General features: G+C 74.0%; 17 protein-coding genes. 11 read left to right on the forward strand and 6 right to left on the reverse strand.

The window, feature by feature from the left end:
* Window positions 1-15 precede the first annotated feature (15 nt).
* The 7 genes from RM844_RS05735 to RM844_RS05765 all read left to right on the forward strand — a co-directional run bounded on the left by RM844_RS05735 (window position 16) and on the right by RM844_RS05765 (window position 15,954).
* On the forward strand, window positions 16-11,616 hold the full coding sequence (locus RM844_RS05735) for a type I polyketide synthase (RefSeq protein ID WP_311665489.1): 11,601 nt from the start codon (window positions 16-18) through the stop codon (window positions 11,614-11,616).
* A gap of 59 nt (window positions 11,617-11,675) precedes the next feature.
* Window positions 11,676-12,446, forward strand: coding sequence for a thioesterase II family protein (locus RM844_RS05740; protein WP_311665491.1), 771 nt, complete (start codon window positions 11,676-11,678; stop codon window positions 12,444-12,446).
* Between the two features lie 198 nt (window positions 12,447-12,644).
* Entirely contained in the window at window positions 12,645-12,887 is a 243-nt protein-coding gene (locus RM844_RS05745; RefSeq protein WP_311665493.1) for a hypothetical protein, read from the forward strand.
* A complete protein-coding gene (locus RM844_RS05750; RefSeq protein ID WP_311665495.1) occupies window positions 12,859-13,383 on the forward strand; it encodes a DUF6879 family protein in 525 nt (174 codons plus the stop codon). Before RM844_RS05745 ends, RM844_RS05750 begins: the two co-directional genes overlap by 29 nt.
* 14 nt (window positions 13,384-13,397) lie before the next feature.
* Window positions 13,398-14,246: a helix-turn-helix domain-containing protein gene (locus RM844_RS05755; protein ID WP_311665497.1), complete on the forward strand. Its 849-nt coding sequence runs from the start codon at window positions 13,398-13,400 to the stop codon at window positions 14,244-14,246.
* Between the two features lie 269 nt (window positions 14,247-14,515).
* A complete protein-coding gene (locus RM844_RS05760; RefSeq protein ID WP_311665499.1) occupies window positions 14,516-14,980 on the forward strand; it encodes an NUDIX domain-containing protein in 465 nt (154 codons plus the stop codon).
* 14 nt (window positions 14,981-14,994) lie between these two features.
* Window positions 14,995-15,954: a hypothetical protein gene (locus RM844_RS05765; protein ID WP_311665501.1), complete on the forward strand. Its 960-nt coding sequence runs from the start codon at window positions 14,995-14,997 to the stop codon at window positions 15,952-15,954.
* 78 nt (window positions 15,955-16,032) lie between these two features.
* Here the strand turns inward: RM844_RS05765 and RM844_RS05770 are convergent, their stop codons facing one another.
* The 3 genes from RM844_RS05770 to RM844_RS05780 are packed head-to-tail and all read right to left on the reverse strand — an operon-like array spanning window position 16,033 to window position 17,343.
* Window positions 16,033-16,239, reverse strand: coding sequence for a DUF397 domain-containing protein (locus RM844_RS05770; protein WP_311665503.1), 207 nt, complete (start codon window positions 16,237-16,239; stop codon window positions 16,033-16,035).
* Window positions 16,236-16,454, reverse strand: coding sequence for a DUF397 domain-containing protein (locus RM844_RS05775; protein WP_311665505.1), 219 nt, complete (start codon window positions 16,452-16,454; stop codon window positions 16,236-16,238). Before RM844_RS05775 ends, RM844_RS05770 begins: the two co-directional genes overlap by 4 nt.
* Before the next feature lie 4 nt (window positions 16,455-16,458).
* Window positions 16,459-17,343: a helix-turn-helix domain-containing protein gene (locus RM844_RS05780; protein ID WP_311665507.1), complete on the reverse strand. Its 885-nt coding sequence runs from the start codon at window positions 17,341-17,343 to the stop codon at window positions 16,459-16,461.
* Window positions 17,344-17,621: 278 nt separating this feature from the next.
* Between RM844_RS05780 and RM844_RS05785 the strand changes: the two genes are divergently transcribed.
* The 4 genes from RM844_RS05785 to RM844_RS05800 all read left to right on the forward strand — a co-directional run bounded on the left by RM844_RS05785 (window position 17,622) and on the right by RM844_RS05800 (window position 19,517).
* Window positions 17,622-18,086, forward strand: a complete 465-nt coding sequence (locus tag RM844_RS05785; protein ID WP_311665509.1) for an ATP-binding protein — start codon at window positions 17,622-17,624, stop codon at window positions 18,084-18,086.
* The gene (locus RM844_RS05790; protein WP_311665511.1) at window positions 18,083-18,469 is read left to right on the forward strand and encodes a hypothetical protein; all 387 of its coding nucleotides are present in this window, start codon (window positions 18,083-18,085) and stop codon (window positions 18,467-18,469) included. Before RM844_RS05785 ends, RM844_RS05790 begins: the two co-directional genes overlap by 4 nt.
* A gap of 192 nt (window positions 18,470-18,661) precedes the next feature.
* The gene (locus tag RM844_RS05795; protein ID WP_311665513.1) at window positions 18,662-19,042 is read left to right on the forward strand and encodes a DUF7848 domain-containing protein; all 381 of its coding nucleotides are present in this window, start codon (window positions 18,662-18,664) and stop codon (window positions 19,040-19,042) included.
* A gap of 34 nt (window positions 19,043-19,076) precedes the next feature.
* Complete coding sequence (locus tag RM844_RS05800; RefSeq protein WP_311665515.1) at window positions 19,077-19,517, forward strand: NUDIX domain-containing protein; 441 nt, start codon at window positions 19,077-19,079, stop codon at window positions 19,515-19,517.
* Between the two features lie 51 nt (window positions 19,518-19,568).
* On the opposite strand, the gene RM844_RS05805 is transcribed toward RM844_RS05800, so the two are convergent.
* The 3 genes from RM844_RS05805 to RM844_RS05815 form a co-directional block, all read right to left on the reverse strand.
* Window positions 19,569-19,868 (reverse strand): DUF6087 family protein, encoded by a 300-nt coding sequence (locus RM844_RS05805; RefSeq protein ID WP_311665517.1) that lies wholly within the window; start codon window positions 19,866-19,868, stop codon window positions 19,569-19,571.
* 628 nt (window positions 19,869-20,496) lie between these two features.
* Window positions 20,497-21,216, reverse strand: a complete 720-nt coding sequence (locus RM844_RS05810; protein WP_311665519.1) for an SGNH/GDSL hydrolase family protein — start codon at window positions 21,214-21,216, stop codon at window positions 20,497-20,499.
* Window positions 21,213-21,686 carry a cupin domain-containing protein gene (locus RM844_RS05815; RefSeq protein WP_311665521.1) on the reverse strand — a complete coding sequence of 158 codons (474 nt, stop codon included), beginning with the start codon at window positions 21,684-21,686 and terminating at the stop codon, window positions 21,213-21,215. The genes RM844_RS05810 and RM844_RS05815 overlap by 4 nt, the downstream gene beginning before the upstream one ends.
* Window positions 21,687-21,690: the final 4 nt, after the last annotated feature.

A 21,690-nucleotide genomic window follows, 5' to 3' on the forward strand; every position in this document is an offset into this window, starting at 1 on the left:
TGGAGTTGAGACGGCATGGACAACGAGGACAAGCTCCGGTACTTCCTGAAGCGGGTCACCGCCGACCTGCGCGAGACCCGTCGGCGGCTGCGCCGGGTCGAGGAGGGCGAGCAGGAGCCGGTCGCCATCGTCGGGATGAGCTGCCGCTACCCGGGCGGGGTCGGCTCGCCCGAGGAGCTGTGGGAGCTGGTCGCCGAGGGCCGGGACGGAGTGACGGCGTTCCCCACCGACCGGGGCTGGGGCGAGGTCGCGCTGGCCGACCCGGAGGACCCGGACCGGGTCTTCCGCACCGAGGGCGGCTTCCTGCACGACGCCGCCGAGTTCGACCCCGGCCTCTTCGGCATCTCGCCGCGCGAGGCGCTCGCCATGGACCCGCAGCAGCGGCTGCTGCTGGAGACCTCGTGGGAGGCGTTCGAACGGGCCGGGCTGGATGTCACGACGCTGCGCGGCAGCCGGACCGGGGTGTTCGCCGGGGTGATGTACCACGACTACGCGGCGCGGCTGCGCGCCGTGCCCGAGGAGGTGGCCGGCTTCCTCGGCACCGGCAGCTTCGGCAGCGTCGCCTCCGGCCGGGTCTCCTACACCTTCGGCTTGGAGGGGCCGGCGGTCACCGTGGACACCGCCTGCTCGTCCTCGCTGGTGACGCTCCACCTGGCGGCCCAGGCGCTCCGCGCCGGCGAGTGCGAGCTGGCGCTGGCCGGCGGGGTCACCGTGATGGCCACCCCCGACACCTTCATAGGCTTCAGCAAACAGCGCGGCCTGGCCGCCGACGGCCGCTGCAAGTCGTTCTCCGACAGCGCGGACGGCACCGGCTGGGGCGAGGGCGCCGGCATGCTGCTGCTGGAGCGGCTCTCCGACGCCCGCCGCAACGGCCACCCGATCCTGGCCGTGGTCCGCGGCTCGGCGGTCAACCAGGACGGCGCCTCCAACGGCCTCACCGCCCCCAACGGCCCGTCCCAACAGCGCGTCATCCGGCAGGCGTTGGAGAGCGCCGGGCTCCAGGCCGGCGACGTGGACGCGGTGGAGGCGCACGGCACCGGCACCACCCTCGGCGACCCCATCGAGGCGCAGGCCCTGCTGGCCACCTACGGCCGGCAACGGTCGGGCGAGCCGCTGTGGTTGGGCTCAGTGAAGTCCAACATCGGGCACACCCAGGCCGCCGCCGGCGCCGCCGGCGTCATCAAGATGGTCCTCGCCATCCGACACGGCCTGCTGCCCCGCACCCTGCACCTGGACCAGCCGTCCCGGCACGTCGACTGGTCGGCCGGCCAGGTCGAGCTGCTGGCCGAGGCCCGCCCCTGGCCGGCGACCAGCCGGCCGCGCCGGGCGGCCGTCTCCTCGTTCGGCATCAGCGGCACCAACGCCCACGTGGTCCTCGAACAGGCCCCCGTCCCGGAGCCCGACGAGGAATGGGGCGAGCCGGCCGAGCCCGCCGACCCGGTGCTGGCCGACGCCGTCCCCTGGGTGCTCTCCGGCAACGACCGGGCCGCGCTGCGCGCCCGCGCCGCCGAGCTGCTGGCCCACCTGGACGGGCGGGACGAGACGCCGGTGGATGTCGGCTACGCGCTCGCCACCAGCCGCGCCGCACTGCCACACCGGGCCGCCGTGGTCGGCGCCGACCAGGCCGAACTGCGGCACGGGCTGGCCGCGTTGGCCGCCGAGGGCGAGGCTGCCAACCTGCTGCGCGGCACCGTCGGCAGCCGCGGCAAGCTGGCCTTCCTGTTCAGCGGGCAGGGCAGCCAGCGCCTCGGCATGGGCCGCGAACTGTACCTGGAGTTCCCGGTGTTCGCCCGCGCGCTGGACGAGGTGTGCGCCGCGCTCGACCCGCACCTGGACCGGCCGCTGCGCGCACTCCTCTTCGCCGAGGATGACCCCGAAGCCGCCGCGCTGCTGGACCACACCACCTACACCCAGCCCGCGCTCTTCGCCATCGAGGTGGCGCTCCACCGGCTGGTCACCGCCTGGGGCGTCACGCCCCGCTTCCTCGCCGGCCACTCCGTCGGCGAGCTGGCGGCGGCCCACGTGGCCGGCGTCTTCCCGCTCGCCGACGCGGCCCGGCTGGTCGCCGCCAGGGGCCGGCTGATGGGGGCGCTGCCCGAGGGCGGCGCGATGCTGTCGCTGCGCGCCGACGAGGCCACCGCCCGCGCCCTGCTGGACGAGCACGGCGCCGGCGCGGTGGACCTGGCGGCGGTCAACGGCCCCGAGTCCACCGTGGTGGCCGGCGACGCCGCACCGGTGGCCGCCATCGACGCCGCCTGGCGGGCCCGCGGCGGCCGCACCCGCTACCTGCGGGTCAGCCACGCCTTCCACTCCCCGCACGTGGACGCCGTGTTGGCCGAGTTCCGCGCCGTCGCCCGCACCGTCGACTACGCGGCGCCCACCATCCCGCTGGTCTCCACGCTGACCGGCGCCCTCCTCACCCCGGAGCAGGCCACCGACCCGGAGCACTGGGTGCGCCACGCCCGCGAGGCGGTGCGCTTCCTGGACGGCGTGCGCCGCCTGCGCGAACAGGGCGTCAGCCACTTCCTGGAGCTGGGCCCGGACGCGGTGCTGACCGCGATGGGCCGGGACTGCCTCGACGCCGACGCCCTGCTGGTGCCGGCGGCCCGCGCCGACCGGCCGGAGGGCGCCACCCTGACCGCCGCCGTCGCCGCGCTGCACACCGCGGGCGTCGCCGTCGACTGGCCGGCCTTCTTCGCCGGCCGCGACGCGCACCGGATCGACCTGCCCACCTACCCGTTCCAGCGGGCCCGCTACTGGCTGGACGCGGGCACGGCCGCCGGCGACGTGGCCTCGGTCGGGCTGTGGCCGGCCGACCACCCGCTGCTGGGCGCCGCCGTCACCCTGGCCGACGAGGAGGGCGCGCTGCTCACCGGCCGGCTCTCCCTGGCCACCCACCCGTGGCTGGCCGACCACACGGTGGGCGGCGTGGTGCTGGTCCCGGGCACCGCGCTGCTGGAGCTGGCGGTGCGGGCCGGCGACCAGCTCGGCCTCGACCTGGTCGAGGAGTTGACGCTGGCCGCGCCGCTGGTGCTGCCGGCGGACGGATCGGTGCGCCTCCAGGTGGCGGTGGGCCCGCCGGACCCGGCCGGCCGCCGCCCGCTGACCGTGCACGCCACCCCCGACGACCCGGCGGCCGACCCCGCCTGGACCCGGCACGCCTTCGGCACCCTCACCGCCGCCCCGGCGGACGGCGCGGCGGACCGCACGGAGACGGCGAGCGACGCGACCTGGCCGCCCGCCGGCGCCGAGCCGCTCGACCTGGCCGGCCGCTACGACGCGCTGGCCGCCGCCGGCCTCGGCTACGGGCCGGCCTTCCGCGGCCTGCGCGCCGCCTGGCGGCTCGGCCAGGAGGTCCACGCCGAGGTCGCGCTGCCCGACCCGGCCGCCGCCGGCTCGTTCGGGCTGCACCCGGCGCTGCTGGACTCGGTGTTGCACGCCGTCGGCCTGGGCGACTTCGTCGCCGACGCCGAGCGGCTGCACCTGCCCTACTCCTGGCGCGGGGTGCGGCTGCACCGGGCCGGCGCCGCCGTGCTGCGGGCCCGGCTGTCGCCGGCCGGCCCGGCCGGCGTCGCCCTCGCCCTGACCGACGCCGCCGGCGCGCCCGTCGCCACCGTCGAGGCCCTCGCCCTGCGCCCGTTGACCACGGACGGACTGGGCGGCGACCGCTCGGACGCGCTCTTCCGTGTCGAGTGGACCCGGCTGCGGCCGGCGACGCGGGCGACCGGCCGGCGCACGGTGGTGCTGGGCGACGGGCTCGCCGACCAGCAGGCGCCGGCCTACCCGGACCTGCCCGCGCTGCTGGCGGAAGGGCCCGAACCCGAGGTTCCCGACGTGGTGCTGGCGCCCGTGCCGCCGGCCGCCGACCCGGCTGCCGCCACCCGCTGGGCGCTGGCGCTGCTCCGCGCCTGGCTGGCCGAGGAGCGACTGGCCGACGCCCGGCTGGTGTTCGTCACCCGGGGCGCGGTCGCGACCGGCGCGGACGAGGGGGTGCCGGACCTGGCCAACGCCCCACTGTGGGGCCTGGTGCGTGCCGCGCAGGCCGAACACCCGGGCCGGTTCACCCTGCTCGACCTCGACGACGCCCCGCGCTCGGCCGCCGCCCTGCCCTCCGCCCTCGCCACCGACGAACCCCAACTGGCCCTGCGGGACGGCGCACCACTCGCTCCCCGGCTGGCGCGGGCCCAGGCCGAGCCCCGGGCGGGTGCCGGCTTTGGTGCGGGTCCGGTGTTGGTGACGGGTGCCTCCGGGCTGTTGGGTGGTCTGGTGGCTCGCCGGTTGGTGGCCGAACACGGGGTGCGGCGGCTGGTGTTGGTCAGCCGGCGTGGCCAGTTCGGGCAGCTGCATGACGAGTTGACGGCGTCGGGTGTCGAGGTGACCGCCGTGGCCTGTGACCTGGGTGACCGGGACGCGGTGGCCGCGTTGTTGGCCGCGCACCCGGTGACGGCGGTGGTGCACGCGGCCGGCGTGCTGGACGACGCGACGATCACCTCGTTGACGGATGATCAGCTGGCGACCGTCTTCCGTCCCAAGGTGGACGCGGCCCGGCATCTGCACGAGTTGACGGCCGACTTGGAGCTGTCCGCGTTCGTGTTGTTCTCCTCGGCCGCCGGCACCTTCGGCAACGCGGGGCAGGGTAACTACGCGGCGGCCAACGCCTTCCTGGACGGGTTGGCCCAGCACCGCCGGGCGGCCGGGCTGCCGGCGACCTCGCTGGCCTGGGGTCTGTGGGCCGGCGAGGACGGCATGGGCGCCAAGCTCGCCGGCACCGGTGCGGCGGGGCTGGCGCCGGACGAGGGCCTGGCGCTCTTCGACGCCGCCGCGCTCGGCACCGACCCCGTCGTGCTGCCGATGCGCCTCGACCTGGCGCCGCTGCGCGCCCACCCCGGTCCCGTCCCCGCGCTGCTGCGCGCCCTGGTCCGCCCGACCCGCCCCACCGCCGCCACCCCCGACGCGGCCGGCACCGAGGACACCGGCGGCCAGCACGGCGGCCTGGCGGCCCAACTGCTGGCGCTGCCGGCCGAGAAGCGCCTGCCCACCCTCCTCGACCTGGTGCGGACCGCCGTCGCCGCCGTGCTCGGCCACGCCTCGGCCGCCGCCGTCGAGGCCGAACGGTCCTTCACCGAGCTGGGCTTCGACTCGCTCACCGCCGTCGAGCTGCGCAACCGGCTGGACACGGCGAGCGGCCTGCGGCTGCCCGCCACCCTGGTCTTCGACTACCCCACCCCCCTGGTCCTCGCCACCCACCTCCGCACCACCCTCATCGGCGACGCCGAGACCGCCGCCGGCGCCCGTCCGGCCACGACCGGAGCCCCCACCCCCGGCAGTACCGACGAGCCGATCGCCATCGTCGGCATGGCCTGCCGCTTCCCCGGCGGCGTCGCGTCCCCCGAGGAGCTGTGGCGGCTGGTCGCCCAGGGCCGGGACGCCATCTCCGACTTCCCCGACAACCGGGGCTGGGACGTCGCCTCGCTCTACGACCCGGACCCGGCGCACACCGGCACCAGCACCGTCCGACACGGCGGCTTCCTGCACGACGCCGCCGACTTCGACCCGGCGTTCTTCGGCATGTCCCCGCGCGAGGCGCTTACCGTGGACCCGCAGCAGCGGCTGCTGCTGGAGACCGCCTGGGAGGCGCTGGAACGCGCCGGCATCGACCCCAGGACGCTGCGGGGCAGCCGGACCGGGGTGTTCGCGGGCGTGATGTACAACGACTACGCCTCCCGGCTCGGCCGCGCCCCCGACGGCTTCGAGGGCCAGATCGGGGTGGGCAGTTCGGGCAGCGTCGCCTCCGGCCGGGTCTCCTACGTGCTGGGCCTGGAGGGCCCGGCGGTCAGCGTGGACACCGCCTGCTCCTCCTCGCTGGTCGCCCTGCACTGGGCGGCCCAGGCGCTCCGCTCGGGGGAGTGCGAGCTGGCGCTGGCCGGCGGCGTGACGGTGATGTCCAGCCCGGCGACCTTCATCGAGTTCAGCCGGCAGCGCGGGCTGGCCCCCGACGGCCGCTGCAAGGCGTTCGCCGCCGCCGCCGACGGCACCGGCTGGGGCGAGGGCGCCGGCATGCTGCTGGTCGAACGCCTCTCCGACGCCCGGCGCAACGGGCACCCCGTCCTCGCCGTGATCCGCGGCTCGGCGATCAACCAGGACGGCGCCTCCAACGGCCTGACCGCCCCCAACGGCCCCTCCCAACAGCGCGTCATCCGACAGGCGTTGGCCGCCGCCGGACTGCGAGCCGCAGACGTGGACGCGGTCGAGGCACACGGCACCGGCACCACGCTGGGCGACCCCATCGAGGCGCAGGCCCTGCTGGCCACCTACGGCCAGGACCGGGACGCCGAACAGCCGCTCTGGCTCGGCTCGTTGAAGTCGAACGTCGGCCACACCCAGGCGGCGGCCGGCGTCGGCGGCGTCATCAAGATGGTGCTGGCCATGCGGCACGGCCAACTGCCGCGCACCCTGCACGTGGACGAGCCATCGCCGCACGTGGACTGGTCGGCCGGCGCGGTCTCGGTGCTCACCGAGCACACCGACTGGCCGGAGACCGGGCGCCCCCGCCGGGCCGGCGTCTCCTCCTTCGGCGTCAGCGGCACCAACGCCCACCTGATCATCGAGGCCCCCGCCGAGACCCCGGCCGAGGTCCCCACCGAAACCGGCGAGGCACCGGAGACCGACGCCGCACGGTCCCCCCTCGCCTGGCCGCTCTCCGCCCGCTCCGCCCCGGCCGTCCGCGACCAGGCCGCCCGCCTGCACCGCCTCCTGCAAGACCACCCCGAGGACCTCCGCCCCGCCGACGTCGCGCACGCCCTCGTCACCACCAGGACCCGCTTCGACCACCGGGCGGTGGTTCTCGCCGACGACCTGCCCGGCTTCCTCGACGGCCTCGCCCAACTCGCCGCCACCACACCCCCCGAGCCCGACGCCGCCCAGCAGGACATCACCACGACCGTCGGCGCGCACGCGACCGTCGTCACCGGCCCGCCCGGCACCCCGGGCGGCACCGTCTTCGTCTTCGGCGGGCAGGGCTCCCAGTGGCCGGCGATGGCCGCCGACCTGCTCACCGAGTCACCCGCCTTCGCCCGCGCCGTCGAGGACTGCCACGCCGCGCTGGCGCCCTTCACCGACTGGTCGCTCCTGGACGTGCTGCGGCAGGCGCCCGGCGCGGCCTCGCTGGAGCGGGTGGACGTGGTGCAGCCGGCGCTGTTCGCCGTGATGGTGTCGCTGGCCGCCGTGTGGCGCGCCCACGGCGTCGAGCCGGACGCCGTCGTCGGCCACTCGCAGGGCGAGATCGCCGCCGCGCATGTGGCCGGCGCGCTGTCCCTGGGGGACGCCGCGCGGGTGGTGGCGTTGCGCAGCCGGGCGATCCTGGCGCTGTCCGGGCAGGGCGGCATGGTCTCCCTGGCCGTGTCGGCCGACCGGGCGCGGGAGTTGCTGGCGGCGTGGGACGGCCGGATTTCGGTCGCCGCCGTCAACGGGCCCGGCTCCGTGGTGGTGGCCGGCGACGCCGACGCTCTCGACGCGCTCATGGCACGCTGCGCGGCGGACGAGATCCGGGCCCGCCGCGTCCCCGTCGACTACGCCTCCCACTCACCCCATGTCGAGGCCATCCAGGACGAGTTGGCCAGGCTGCTCGCCGGGGTCGCCCCCGTCCCGGCCACGGTGCCGCTCTACTCCACGGTGACCGGCGAGCCGATCGACGGGACCGAGCTGGACGCCGCCTACTGGTACCGCAACCTGCGCTCCACCGTCGAGTTCGAGCGCGCCACCCGGGCCCTGCTGCGCGACGGGCACACCGTCTTCGTCGAGTGCGGCCCGCACCCGGTGATGGTGCCCGGCATCGGCCAGACCGCCGACGCCGTGGGCGCCGACGTGCTGGCCGTCGGCTCCCTCCAGCGGGACCAGGGCACCCTCCGCCGGGTGCTGGCCGCCATGGCCGCCGTCCACGTGCACGGCACGCCCGTCACCTGGCCGGCCGCGACCGGCCCGCACCGGCCGCGCCCCGTCGAGCTGCCCACCTACCCGTTCCAGCGCCGCCGCTACTGGCTCGACGCGCCGCGCGGGCTGAGCTTCGAGGAGGCGGCCGGCGGCCTGGGCCTCGCCGGCGCCGACCACCCGCTGCTCGGCGCCGCCGTCGAACTCGCCGACGACCAGGGCCTGGTGTGCGTCGGCCGGCTCGGCCTGGACACCCACCCGTGGCTCGCCGACCACGCCGTCTCCGGCGTGCCGCTGCTGCCCGGCACGGCCTTCGCCGAGCTGGCGCTCGCCGCCGGCGACCGGCTCGGCCTCGCCGAGGTGGCGGAGCTGACGCTGGCCGCGCCGCTGGTGCTGCCGGAGCGCGGCGGGGTGCGGCTGCGGGTCTCGCTGGGCGCCGACGACGGCACGGGGCACCACCAGCTGACCGTCGACTCCCGCCCCGACGACCCGGCCGCCGACGAGCTGGCCGACGCCGCCTGGACCCGCCACGCCACCGGCACCCTCACCACGGCCGAAGCCGCCGCAGCCACCCCGGTAGCCGGCGAAGCCACTCCGGTAGCGGCCGAAGCCGACGCGCCCGACGCGTCGGCGACCACCGCCTGGCCGCCCCCCGACGCCGAACCCGTCGATCTCGCCGGCCTCTACGACGGCCTGGCCGTCGCCGGCTTCGAGTACGGGCCGGCGTTCCAGGGCCTCAAGGCGGCCTGGCGCGGCGACGGCCAGCTCTTCGCCGAGCTGGAGCTGGACGAGGACCAGCGGGCCGAGGCCGCCGCGTTCGGCGTCCACCCGGCGCTGCTGGACGCCGCGCTGCACGCCTGCGCGCTCGGCGGCCTGGTCGAGGACGCCGGCCGCCCCCTGCTGCCCTTCTCCTGGAGCGGCGTCCGCTGGCACGCGACCGGCGCCACCGTGGCGCGGGTGCGCCTCGCGCCGGCCGGCCAGGACGCCGTGTCCCTCGAACTCACCGACGCCCAGGGGCGACCCCTCGCGTCGGTGGCATCCCTCGCGCTGCGGCCGATCGCCGCTGACCAGGGGGGTGCGCGCCACCGCGATTCGCTGTTCCGGCTGGAGTGGGTGGCCGTGCCGACCGGCACGGCCACCCACGTGCCGGCCGGCGGCTGCGCGGTGGTCGGCCCGGACGACCTGAAGGTCGCCGCGGGTCTCGCCGCGGCCGGCGTGCCCGTCGTGGACCACCGCGACCTGGGCACGCTCGCCGCGGCCGACGTGCCGGAGCTGGTCCTCGTGCCGTGCGCCGCCGACCCGGACCCGGCCGCCCCGGCGGCCGCCCGGGCCGCCGCGCTGCGCGCGCTGACGCTGGCCCAGGAGTGGCTGGCCGAGGACCGGTTTCGGGACGCCCGGCTGGTCTTCGTCACCCAACGGGCGGTCGCCACCGCCCCCGGCGAGGACGTGCCGGAGCCGGCCGCCGCCACCGTGTGGGGCCTGATCCGGGCGGCCCAGTCGGAGAACCCGGACCGCTTCACGCTGGTGGACGTGGACGGGCACGACGCGTCCTGGGCGGCGCTGCCCGCGCTGCTGGCCGGCGCCGAGCCGCAGGCCGCGCTGCGCGCCGGCGAGCCGCTGCTACCCCGCCTCACCCGCGCCCGCCCACCCGCCGAACCCGCCCAGACACCCGACCCCGCCCAAGGGCCCGACCCCGCCCAGCCAGCTGAGGCGTCCGAGCCGGGCTTCACCCCAGGTGGCACCGTCCTGCTCACCGGTGCCACCGGCATGATCGGCCGGCTCGTCGCCCGCCATCTGGTCACCGGGCACGGCGTCCGCCACCTGCTGCTGGTCAGCCGGCGCGGCCCGGCCGCTCCCGGCGCCGCCGAACTCCACGCCGAGCTGGCTGAGTTGGGCGCCCAGGTCACCCTGGCCGCCGCCGACGTCACCGACCCGGCCGCGCTCGCCGAGCTGCTCGCCGCCGTGCCGGCCGACCACCCGCTGACCGGCGTGGTGCACTCGGCCGGCGTGCTGGCCGACGGCGTCGTCACCTCCCTCACCGCCGACCAGCTGGACGCCGTCTTCCGCCCCAAGGTGGACGCCGCCTGGCACCTGCACCAGCAGACCAAGGACCTGGACTTGGCCGCCTTCGTGCTCTTCTCCTCCGCCGCCGGCGTCCTCGGCGGCCCCGGGCAGGGCAACTACGCGGCGGCCAACGCCTTCCTCGACGCCCTCGCCCAGCACCGGCACGCCGCCGGCCTGCCCGCCACCTCCCTCGCCTGGGGCCTGTGGCAGACCGCCGGCGCGATGACCGGCGACATGACGGACGCCGACGTGGCCCGGCTCTCCCGGTCCGGCGTCGTCGGCCTCACCGAGGACGAGGGCCTGGCCCTCTTCGACCTCGGCCGGGCCGCCGGCGACCCCGTCACCGTCCCGATGCGGCTGGACGTCGCCGCCCTCCGCGGCCAGCCGGGCGCGGTGCCGCCGCTGCTGCGCGGCCTGGTCCGGCAGCGCGCCACCCGGGCCGCCGCCGGCGGCGCCGAGCCACTGGCCCGCCGCCTCGCCGGCCTCGACGCCGAGGAACAACAACGGGAGCTGCTGCGGCTGGTCCGCGACCAGACCGCCGCCGTCCTCGGCTACGCCCCCGACGAGCTGGACGTCACCGGCCCGCTGACCCAGCTGGGCCTGGACTCCCTCACCGCCGTCGAGCTGCGCAACCGGCTCGGCGCCGCCACCGGACTGCGGCTGCCCACCACCGTCGTCTTCGACGAGCCGACCGGCCCGGCCCTCGCCGGCTTCCTGCGCCGCGAACTCGCCGCCCGCGCCCAGGGCCTGGCGGGGGAGACCACGGCGTCGGCCGGCGCGCCGGAGGCGGAGGACTCGGTCGCCGGCCTCTACCGGGCGGCCTGCCGGGCCGGCCTCTGGGACGCCGGCTGGCAGCTGATGAAGACCGCCGCGGCGGTCCGGCCGCTCTTCGACACGCTGGACGCGGGCGTCGCCGCCCCGCCGGTCACCCTCGCCACCGGCCCCGGCATCCCGCTGCTCTGCTTCCCGCCCCCGATGGCCCCCTCCGGCTGGAGCTACTACGCCCGCTTCGCGCCGGTCTTCGCCGGCGTCCGCGAGGTGACGGTGCTGCCGCACCCCGGCTTCGCGACCGGCGAGCCGCTGCCCGCCACCCGGGAGCTGGCCGTCGCCTTCCAGGCCGCGGCGGCCCGCCGGCAGGCCGCCGGCCGCCCGTTCCTGCTCGCCGGCTACTCCTCCGGCGGCTGGCTGACCAACGCGGTCGCCGCCGAGCTGGAGCGGCAGGGCTGCCCGCCGGCCGGCGTGCTGCTCCTCGACCCCTACACCGCGACCACCTCGTTCGAGTCCCGCCTGGAGACGGCGATGCGCGAACGCACCAGAACCACCAACGCACTTGACCTGATCACCGGCGTGACACTCACCGCGCAGGGCGGCTACCTGCGGATCTTCGACGACTGGGAGCCGGAGCCGGTCGCCGCGCCCACCCTCTACGTGCACGCCGCGTTCCCACCGGGCGAGTCGGCGGCGGTCGAGGTCGCGGAGGACTGGCAGCCGACCTGGCCGTTCCCGCACGAGGAGGCCTTTGTTCCGGGCGACCACTTCACCATCATGGAGGAGCACTCCGAGACCACCGCCCAGGCCGTCCAAACCTGGCTCGCCGCCGGCGAGTTCGACACCGCCACCGACTGACGGCCGACCCCCACCGACCGCGCCACCGCCCGACGGCGGAGAACGGACGAACGAACGAGATGACAGTTTCCGCGGACAGCGCCCTCTGGCTCCGCCGGTACCACCCCGCGCCGCACGCCCCCGTCCGGCTGGTCTGCTTCCCGCACGCGGGCGGCTCGGCCAGCTTCTACCACCCGGTGTCGGCCGCGCTCACCGGCGACTGCGACGTGGTCGCGCTCCAGTACCCGGGCCGGCAGGACCGGCGGCACGAGCCCAACCTGACCGACCTCGGCGAGCTGGCCGACCACATCACGCCGCGGGTGGCGCCCCTCTTCGACCGGCCCGTGGTCTTCTTCGGGCACAGCATGGGCGCCATCCTCGCCTTCGAAGTCGCCCGCCGGCTACGGGAGTCGGGCGGCCACACGCCCGCCACCCTGTTCGCTTCCGGCCGCCGCGCCCCCTCCACCCGCCGGGCGGAGAACGTCCACCAGCGGGACGACGACGGCATCGTCGCCGAGATGAAGATGATGAGCGGCACCGACGCGAAGGTCCTCGGCGACGAGGAGCTGCTGCGGATGGTGCTGCCGGCGCTCCGCGCCGACTACACGGCGATCGAGACGTACCACCCGGTGCGCGCCGCCGTGGACTGCCCGATCACCGCGCTGGTCGGCGACGCGGACCCGAAGACGACGACCGAGGAGGCGGAGGCCTGGCGCGCCCACACCACCGGCGCCTTCCAACTCCACGTCTTCCCGGGCGGTCACTTCTACCTCAGCCCGCGCGGCGCCGAGGTGATCGCCGTCGTCAAGGAGGCCCTCCGGGCCGCCACCCGGGAGCCCTCCCGCCCCTGACACCGGCCGGCGGGGCCGGGGGCGGCCGGTGCGGCCGCCCCCGGGCATCCGCTCACCCCGGGGTGCCCGCGTAACCGCCCACCTCGGCCCGCCATAGGGCGGGGAAACCGTGCGCCCGGCAGTCGCCCTTGACGCCACGTCACCTCACCCTCAGTGTTCGTGGAACGACGTAGAACACACCGCGAACGGGGAGCTGTCATGGCGCTAAGGTTCATCGCGAAGGACCCCAACACGGACGGGGCGAACTGCCCGACCGTGTGGGTGGACGAGACCCGGCAGGAGTTGGTGTTCCAGGGCTGGAAGGTGGGTGGGGATACCCGCCTTGCCTGCCTGACAGCCGGCCCGATTCCGGACAGTGAAGAGATCGTGCGGCTGCCCATGCGCATGGTGGCAGCGATTCGGGAGGCTTGTGATGTGGCGGACCGCTCCACCGTTCAGTGAACTGCTGGCGGGGTGTCAGCGGTCCGCACTTCACCTTGAGATGCGTGATCACTATGACGATCCGGATGAGGCGCCACGCGTCGCCGCGTGGGAATCCGGATACCGTCCGGACCCTGACGACCGCGATTCCTGGTGGCGCCCCTGGCTCGAAATGGTCTCGGAGACGGTCGCTCGTGGCGTAGAGATGCGTCGTGCGCGAATCGTTTCCGAACCGGTCAGCCGGTACACGCACTATCTCTACGACGGGACCTTCGCCAATATCGCAGCTGGCGAGCAGATCCGTTGGCTCCCCCGCAAAAAGGCATCAGTGATCGCGCTACCAGGTAATGATTTCTGGCTCTTTGACGGAAACCTCGTCCGGTTTGGATACTTTTCGGGTGGGGGTGCCTATCTGGGGGATGAGGTGACCGACCAGCCCGACGTGGCGGAGCTTTGTGCCACAGCTTTCGAAGCCGTGTGGAACGCGGCGACACCGCACGACGAGTACAGGATCTGACGGCACGAGGAAACATGGCCGCTTCTCCCTCGTCAAGCGTTCAAGCTGCACGCCAAGCCGTCGCGGATCGCTTGAAGGAGATCCGCCGAGACGCGAATCTGACAGCCAGGGACGTCGCTGAGCGGACTGGTTGGTACAAGTCGAAGGTCTCACGGCTGGAGAACGCCGTCACGCCGCCCTCTGATGATGACGTTCGCGCGTGGTGTGCGGCTTGCGAAGCCGACGAGATGGCCGCTGACGTCATCGCGGCCTCCCGTTCGGCTAACCATGCCTATATTGGCTGGCGTAGGTTGCAACGCACCGGACTGCGGAGACTGCAAGAGTCCTATATCCCGTTGTTCGAGCGGACGCGATCGTCCCACATCTACTGCTCGAACGTCGTGCCGGGGCTCCTCCAGACGGAAGGGTACGCCGCCGCGCTGTTGGGCTCGATCGCCGCTTTTCGTGGCACGCCGGATGATGTGTCCGCTGCGGTGGCCGCCCGCATGCGGCGTTCTCGTGTTATCCGCGAGGGAGACCACAGGTTCGCGTTTCTGGTTGAGGAGTCGGTCCTGCGGCATCGCGTTGGCGGCGCGGAGGTGATGGCGGGACAACTGGGGCACTTGCTGTCCGTGATGGCGGTTCCTTCCGTATCGCTCGGAGTGATCCCCTTTGCGGCTGATCGCAGAATGTGGATGATCGAGACATTCAGTATCTACGATCAACAGCAGGCACAGGTGGAAACGCTGACAGCGCAGGTGAATATCACCGCCCCCTCAGAGGTGGAGCAGTACGTCAAGGCATTCGGGCACTTCGCGAAGCTCGCTGTCCACGGTGCTCGTGCCCGCGCATTGATCACATCTGCCATAGACGCGCTCGCCTGACTGCCGTGGAACTCCGTAGAACTGGCTGGCTCGCAGTAGCCGTCCCTCCCTAGCGTGTCCTCCATCGCACCGCGTAAGGGGGCAGCTCGTGAGCAGGACCGCACCGAACCTCCCACCCTGCCGGGCTCGAAGGACGGCCAATCGGCGCCGCCACGGTAGGGCGACACGAGATGTCGAGTCGCGGGCGTGACGCACCCGCGCTGACAAGGTTGAGCAGTGTGTCACGGGTCCATCCTCCGCGGCCCGTCGCAAGCAGCGAAAGGAACCCGATGAACCCTGTCAAGCGCATCGTCGCCGGCCTCTGGCGGCTCATCCGCGGCCCCCTGCAATGGCGGGTGCTGTGGCTGAGCCACGCCAAATTCATGGTGGGCGTCACGGGAGTTGTCCGGGACGACGCGGGACGGGTCCTGCTGCTTCGCCACCGGATGTGGCCTCCGGAGACTCCGTGGGGACTCCCCACCGGCTACGCCGTGGCCGGTGAGGAGTTCACCGCGACCATCGTCCGGGAGGTCAAGGAGGAGACCGGACTCGACGTCAAGCCCGGTGTCCTGGTCCGACTGCACAGCGGGTTCAAGCTCCGCGTGGAAGTCGCCTACGAGGCGCACTACGTCGGCGGAACTCTCAAGATCGACTCATTCGAGATTCTGGAGGCACAGTGGTTCGAACCCAACTCGCTGCCGCCGGGGATTCAGGAAACACACCGGCAGCTCATTGGGGGCAACACCCCTTCCTGACCCCCAACGAAACCGTGAGCAGCGGCGCGGTGGCGGCCTCCCTCGCCGCGCTGCGCGCCGACCCGGCGACCCTCACCCGACGCCACCCCCACCACACCTTCCGTACCGCCGACGAGCGACTGGCCCGCTGGGAGGCGTCCGGCGTGAACCCGGGGCTGTTCCGCTCCGGGCAGCAGATCGTGCGCGAGCGCTTCGCCGAACTCGGCCTCACGCGCCCCCTGCCGCTCTCGCGGACACTGGTCGGGGCCGAGTCCACCAGGCCCGGAGCATTCGGTGGCTTCCACCACCCCGACCAGGGATACCGGCACCTGCAAGCGGTGTCCGTGCTCACCATGTACGGGCCGATGGAGGGAGACGCCCCCGCTCACCCGAAACTCGCACTGCTGGACCTCCTGCGCGCCTGGGCACACGACTCGTTGCACTACGGGTCGCGCCGCAGGTACGTGGACGTGGCCGGTGTGCCGACCCGGGTCCAGTACGGCATCAACTACCGTCGCGCGAACGGTGCTTCGTACTCCGCCGCCGACGCGGCGAACGCCCCGCACACCCGGAATCTCGGGGTCGTCATGGAAGGTGCCTGCGACCGCGAAGCGCGCCGACTCACCCGGGCGGCAGCGGCACGCTCCGGGGTGACGGAGCCCGAGGCCCCCTCGCGCCGGCTCGCCTTCCGTGATTTCACCGGGTGCATTTCACCCGCGGACGTGGCGACCGACCCCGGGGAAGGCGAAGGGGAGGAAGGAACGTACCTGGTCTCCCTCGCCCGGTACGAGCGCGGCGTGAACCAGCGCTACGCCGCCTTTCTCGCGGAGTTCGCCCCCGGCGAGGAGGACGAGTTGCACGGGCTCGTACTGCGCGCGGTGATCAGCGGGAGAACGGCGGGACTCAGTGAGTGGCTGGACGAACGGCACGGGCCGGGAGCCTTCTCCGGGGCGTTCCTGGCGGCCGGCTACTTCGCCCCGCCCCGGACCCTGTAGCCGCAGCGGGTCCGGTCGATCCGGGTGAGGTGTGGATGGGCCGGGGGCGGTGGTCATGCCGTCCCCGGCCCACGCGGGTCAGCGGGGGAGATCCCCGGACCGTACGGCGGCGACGAAGGTCGTCCACGTGGGGGTGGGGAAGACGAACGTGGCGCGGGTGCGGTCCTTGGTGTCGCGGATGGCCATCGCGTCGGCGTTCAGCCGCGCGCCCTCCACGCAGGCGCCGCCCTGGTTGTTGCTGTAGCTGGAGGTGAACCAGTCGGCCCGGGACAGGAGTTGGTTCATTGCGGGAGATCCCCGGACCGTACGGCGGTCACGAAGGTCGTCCACGTGGGGGTGGGGAAGACGAACGTGGCGCGGGTGCGGTCCTTGGTGTCGCGGATGGCCATCGCGTCGGCGCTCAGCCGCGCGCCCTCCACGCAGTCCCCGCCCTGGTTGTTGCTGTAGCTGGAGGTGAACCAGTCGGCCTGGTCCAGCTCTTGGGGGTGCTGGGTGCTCATGGGGTCAGAACTCCTTGATCGCTTTCCTGATCATGGCCAGGCTATCCCTGTGGCTGGGGGAGAGCGCCTGGAGATCGCTGAACGCTTCCTCGTACCGGGTCACGTCTTCCTGTCGGCGTCCGACGAAGGCGTCCGTCAGGTGTTCCAGGTAGACGATGGACCGCAGCGCGGCCCCCTCCGGGAACCGCAACACTGCGAACTTGCCGTTCATCCCAGGGTGGTCGCCGGCCTCGAACGGGACGACTTGGATACGGACGTTGGGCAGCTCCTCGGCCACCTCCACGATGTGGCTGAGCTGCTCCTTCATCAACTCGCCGTCCCCCACTCGGCGGCGGAGCACCGCCTCGTTGAGGATCGCCGTGTACTTCAGGGCCGCCTGCTTCCGGCGCAGCACCTCCTGCCGCGCCAGCCGGACCGCGATGATTCGCGTCACCTCGTCGGGGGTCTTCCCGATGTACGCGCTCTGGTGAATGACCCGCATATAGCCCTCGGTCTGTAGCAGCCCGGGGACGAACTCCTGCTCGTAGGCACAGAGCGAGGCGGCCGTCGCCTCCAGTCCGAGAAAGGCTCGGAAGACCGGCGTGATCACCGGCCGGAACTTGCTCGACTGCCACCAGTCCCGCTTGGTCTTGGTGACCGCCGCGTATCCCAACAGGAGATTCATGGTCTCCTCGTTGGCCTCGTACATCTCGCACAGCGCCCGCACGTCCGACTGCTCGACGGTCGCGTTCTCGCCGGTTTCGAGTCGCGTCAACTTCGACGGGCTCCAAATCAGCTTCCGCGATACCTGGCTGCCCGTCAGGCCCGCCACGCCGCGCAACCGGCCCAGCTCGCTGCCCAGTTGCAACCGGCACAGCGCCGGGGTCGCCGACTCGATGTCCGTGATCATCCTTCGTCCCTTCTCCTACCAGTGTGACGTGGAACGTTCTGCTGGTTCAAGCAACGTTCTGCGTTTCTCCGGTAGAGCCCTGTTCTTCTGTGGTAACTCGCCAATTTCGCGGCATGTTGTACCGAATTTTGATTGTCGAGTTCTGATGTTGTGGTTCTCAACCTAGCGCCTGACTGACATTCTGAACATGGCCGCTCACTCACTGCGGTGGGAATCGACAGTGGGGTATTGCGTGGCCGCGTCCATTGCTGTCCGCTCTGAACTGGGAGAACCACCCCATGGCTATCACGCGGAACTTGGTCGTGGGGCGAATCGAGCATCAGTGGACGCTGCGGGTGCGGCCCGAGGACCTGGAAACATGGCGAAAAGCGGTATCCGAGGTGCTGGGGAATTGGCGGGTGACCCGGGAGACCGCCGAGTTGACACTACAGGGCGTCATGGAACTGCTCGTCAATGTTCACCGGCACGTTCCCGACCCCAGATGCCGGCTCCGACTCAGCTGCGGGGGAGCGGAGTTGCGCGTTGCCGTCTCGGACCGCTCCGCGCGCGCCCCCCGGGTGGGGCTCGCGCCGGACTGGACCGCCGAACACGGGCGCGGGCTCTGGCTGTTGCGCGAGATGGCCGACGACTTCGGCTACTGCTCGGCCGCGTCGGGGTGCGCCTGTGGTGACGACGGGCTGCGGATGGCCAAGACGGTGTGGTTCGTCTGCCGGGGGGCGTTCCGGCCGGCGGTGGTCGCGTGACGGGCGTCGGCTGGGAGTTCCTGGCGCCGGAGCCGGGGCCCGACTCGGCGGACCCCGAGGCGGGTTGGGTGCTGGGGCCGTGCTGGTTCTTCTGCGGGCACCGCGTCACCGCCGTGGCCTGGCTCGGCGCGGTCAGCACCGCGGGGGCCAGCGCGCCGCTCTACGCCTGCGGGCCGTGCCTGGAGCGACTCCACGCCATGGTCTGGGACTTCACCGAGGCCAGCTGGTCGACGCCGACCGACGCCACAGGGCGCGCCCTCCCGCTCTACCCGGCGCTCGGCCCGCAGCCGCCACCGGCGCCCACCGTGCACCGTGGCCGGCACCGACGGCCCCGCACCCCGTTCGGCGCCCGCCTCAACCGGGCCCGCGCGACCACCAACTGAGCTTCTCCCCGACCAACACGAAGGGTGCTCCCCACCGATGTGGACCCACCCCGGGCGCGACCGACCGGCCCCGCCCGAGCCACCGCCCGACCCGAAACCGCACGTCGATCCACATGACCAACTGCGCGCCCGAGTAAGGGAGATCAACGCCATGAGCCGCCGGAACTGGCTGATAAAGGGCGGGCGGTCCTGGTGACCGACCAGCGACACCACTCCATCGTCCTCGGCGCCGACTGGGTGCTCTGCGAGGAACGCGCGGCCGGCGCGCCCGAGGCGATCCACGACGCCGAGTGCCTGGCCTGCGGGCAGCGGTCCCCGCTCTTCGACAACGACGCGCTGCCCGTCGCCGTCTGGGCTCTCCAACACACCCAACAGGCCCCGGACCACGACCGGTTCCTGTTCCGCACCGAACAGCACTGGCGGGCGGTGCGCCGGCCGGACGCCGGCGAGGGCGGCGGCGGGCGGGCCTCGCCGGTCGGGGCCTTTCTCGACCGGGCCGCCGGACCGGCGTTCGTCGGGCTGATGTGCCTGCTGACCGCCCTCTCCGGACTGTTGCCCACCCTCACCAGCTGACCCGCCAACCACCGCATCACCAAGGAGACTTCGCATGACCCTCCCCGTCAGCTTCCACATCCTGGCCACCACCAGGTGCAACCACGCGCTGATGGTGCGCGGCGAGAAGCCGGACGGCAGTGGCGAGGGGTGGGTGCTGCCGCACGGCACCGTGCCGGCCGGGCAGTGCCCGATCACCACCGCCCGTGAGCACCTGATGGCCAGCACCGGCTACGACCGGGCGCTGACGGAGGTGTTGGCCGTCTCCACCACCACCGACCAGCGGGGGCATGTCACGGGGCTGACCTACGTCCTGGACGGCGAGGTCCTCCCGGAGGTCCCGTCGCACGACCCGAGCCCGCGCGCCGGCTGGGTCCCGCTCCGCGAGCTCCACGAGCCGCCCGGCCTTTACCAGTACGCCATCATCTCCGCCGGCCGCCGCCACGCCCTCCCCCTCCTCATCAACCACGACCGCCCCGAGGCCGCCTTCCACTGACGCCTGGGCGCCCCCGCCCCGGCCCGGCGGCCGGGCCGGGGCGGGGGCGCGCTACCCGGCCGGATCGTCCCTGGTCTCGGCCTCGGCCAGCCACGCCTGGGCCGTGGCCAGATCCGGGGCCGCGCCGGTGACCTGGTAGGCGAAGCCGTCCCACTCCTCCAGCACCCGCGGCTCCCCGGGCCGCAGATGGCCGGCGCCGCCGTGCAGGGGGCGGTGCCGCCGCCACCCGTCCAGGGGAGGACGCCGCCGCCGGCGGTACGCGGCGAGCGGATCACCCGCGTCGATTCGGGGAACAGCCCGAGACGGTTGATCCACCGGCCCAGGCCGGCGGTGCTTTGCCATGCCACCCATGCTCCCAGACCCCGGCCGGGCGGGGGCGTTCAACGGAGGAGGGTGGCCAGCGCGGAGTGGTAGACGGCCTGGACGGTGGGCAGGCCGTCGATCCGGCACCGTTCGTTCGGCGGCGTGCAGGCCCACGTACTCGACGCCGAAGCCGGCGGTGGCCGGGATGCCCAGGCCCGCCAGGGAGTTGCCGATGTACGACGGGCCGGCGACCTTCGGTGTCGGGCGCAGGCCGTGTGCAAGGGCCGCGTAAAACAGCGCGGAGCGCGGCGGCGAGCCCGGCGGCAGCGCGTAGGCGGGCCAGCGGGTGTGCGCCCGCCCTCGGTCGGCGGGGTGCCGGGCCAGGCCCGGTCCACCCGCGCGGCGGCGACGGCCCGCAGCCACCTCCGCGGTGCCGGCGACCACCGCGCCGCTCGCGTCGCGCAACACCCGGGCCGGCAGGCCGTGTCGTCCATGCCTGTTCGTCCTGCCCTCGTCGGCTGCGCCCGGGAGCCCACGGCGGTGCGCGCCGCCGCGCTCTCCACCCGGCGGGCTCCGGCGGCCATGGGGGTCCCCGGCGGCGTGTCGGCTCCAGGCCCGCCTCCGCCGGTAGGAGGGGTAATCGCCTAACACCGGAAGGGGCCGCCGCCGGAACCGGCTACCCGCTCCTGGCCGGCAGCCAGGCGTCGATGACCTCGGCGATGAGGGCGGCGCCGCGGCTGTTCTGGTGGATGTGGTCGGTCGTGAGCACCAGACCCCGGCGCCGCGCGATGGTGTCGAGGTCACGGCGCAGCACGGCGTGCCGGACGAGGACGCCGAGGCCCGCCGCGGGCGTCGGGTCCCGGTACGGGATCGGCGGCGGGTCCGCCTGGCGCAGCTCCTCGATCTGGCGTTCGTGCAGCGGGAGGTAGGACACCCCGTTGGCCGTCGCGACCTCGGCGATCAGCCCGCTGTACGCGCGCGATGCCCGCGCCGGCGCTCCGTCGGGTTGTTGGCCGAGGACCGGGAGCGACAGCAGGCCGATCGTCGCGTCGGTCTCCGTTCGCAGTCGTTCGACGACGGCGCCCAGGCACTGCTGGAACCAGCCGGCCGACGGGCGCTCGGGAAGCCGCTTGCGCTTCATGGCCCGCTCGACGGGGTAGCCGGCGAGGCTCGCCCGGGCGTCGTTGGTCCCGATCAACACGGTGATCGCGTCGGGCGGGTCCGCGACGACGGCGTCGAGGCGCCGCGCGAGGTTGTGGGCGAAGTCGCCGTTGACGCCGAAGCGGGCGAGCCGCACGTCGCCGGCAGGGCGGCGCCGTGCGAGCAGCTCCAGGTAGTCGACGCTGAGCTGCGCGCGGGTGAGGCTGTCGCCGAGGCACGCGACGCGCGTGGTCACGGCGCTTGCCGGCCGGGCGTGCCGGCGGGCTCGGTCGGGCGGGGGTCGGTCCGGGGCCGGTGGTCGGTGCCGAGGCCGGCGGTGATGGTCAGAATGGTCGCCGGCCCCGCCATGTCGACCGCGTGCCACGTCCCGGCCGGATTGACGGTGGCCTCGCCCGGCCCCAGCACCACCCGGTCGGGCGCCCCGTCCCCGTCCCCGTCACGGGTGACCGTCACCGACCCGCTGAGGCAGACGACCAGTTCGTCGCCGGCGGGGTGGCGCTCCCAGTGGTCGCCGGGGCCCTCGCCGTCGAAGATGGCCACCAGCCGGCCCTCGGCGCCGTCCGCCGCGACCGCGGCGCTGTAGGCCTGGAGCACCTCCGGGTCCCAGGCGAAGCCCTCGACGGGTTTCGCCCTCGATCCCAGCCCGAGGTGCACGGGGGTGGTCCGCAGGTCGATGGCGTCGCGTGTGTCGTTGACGAGTCTCATGCCG

It is taken from the genome of Streptomyces chisholmiae (assembly GCF_031845445.1).
Taxonomy (GTDB): Bacteria; Actinomycetota; Actinomycetes; order Streptomycetales; family Streptomycetaceae; genus Streptomyces; species Streptomyces chisholmiae.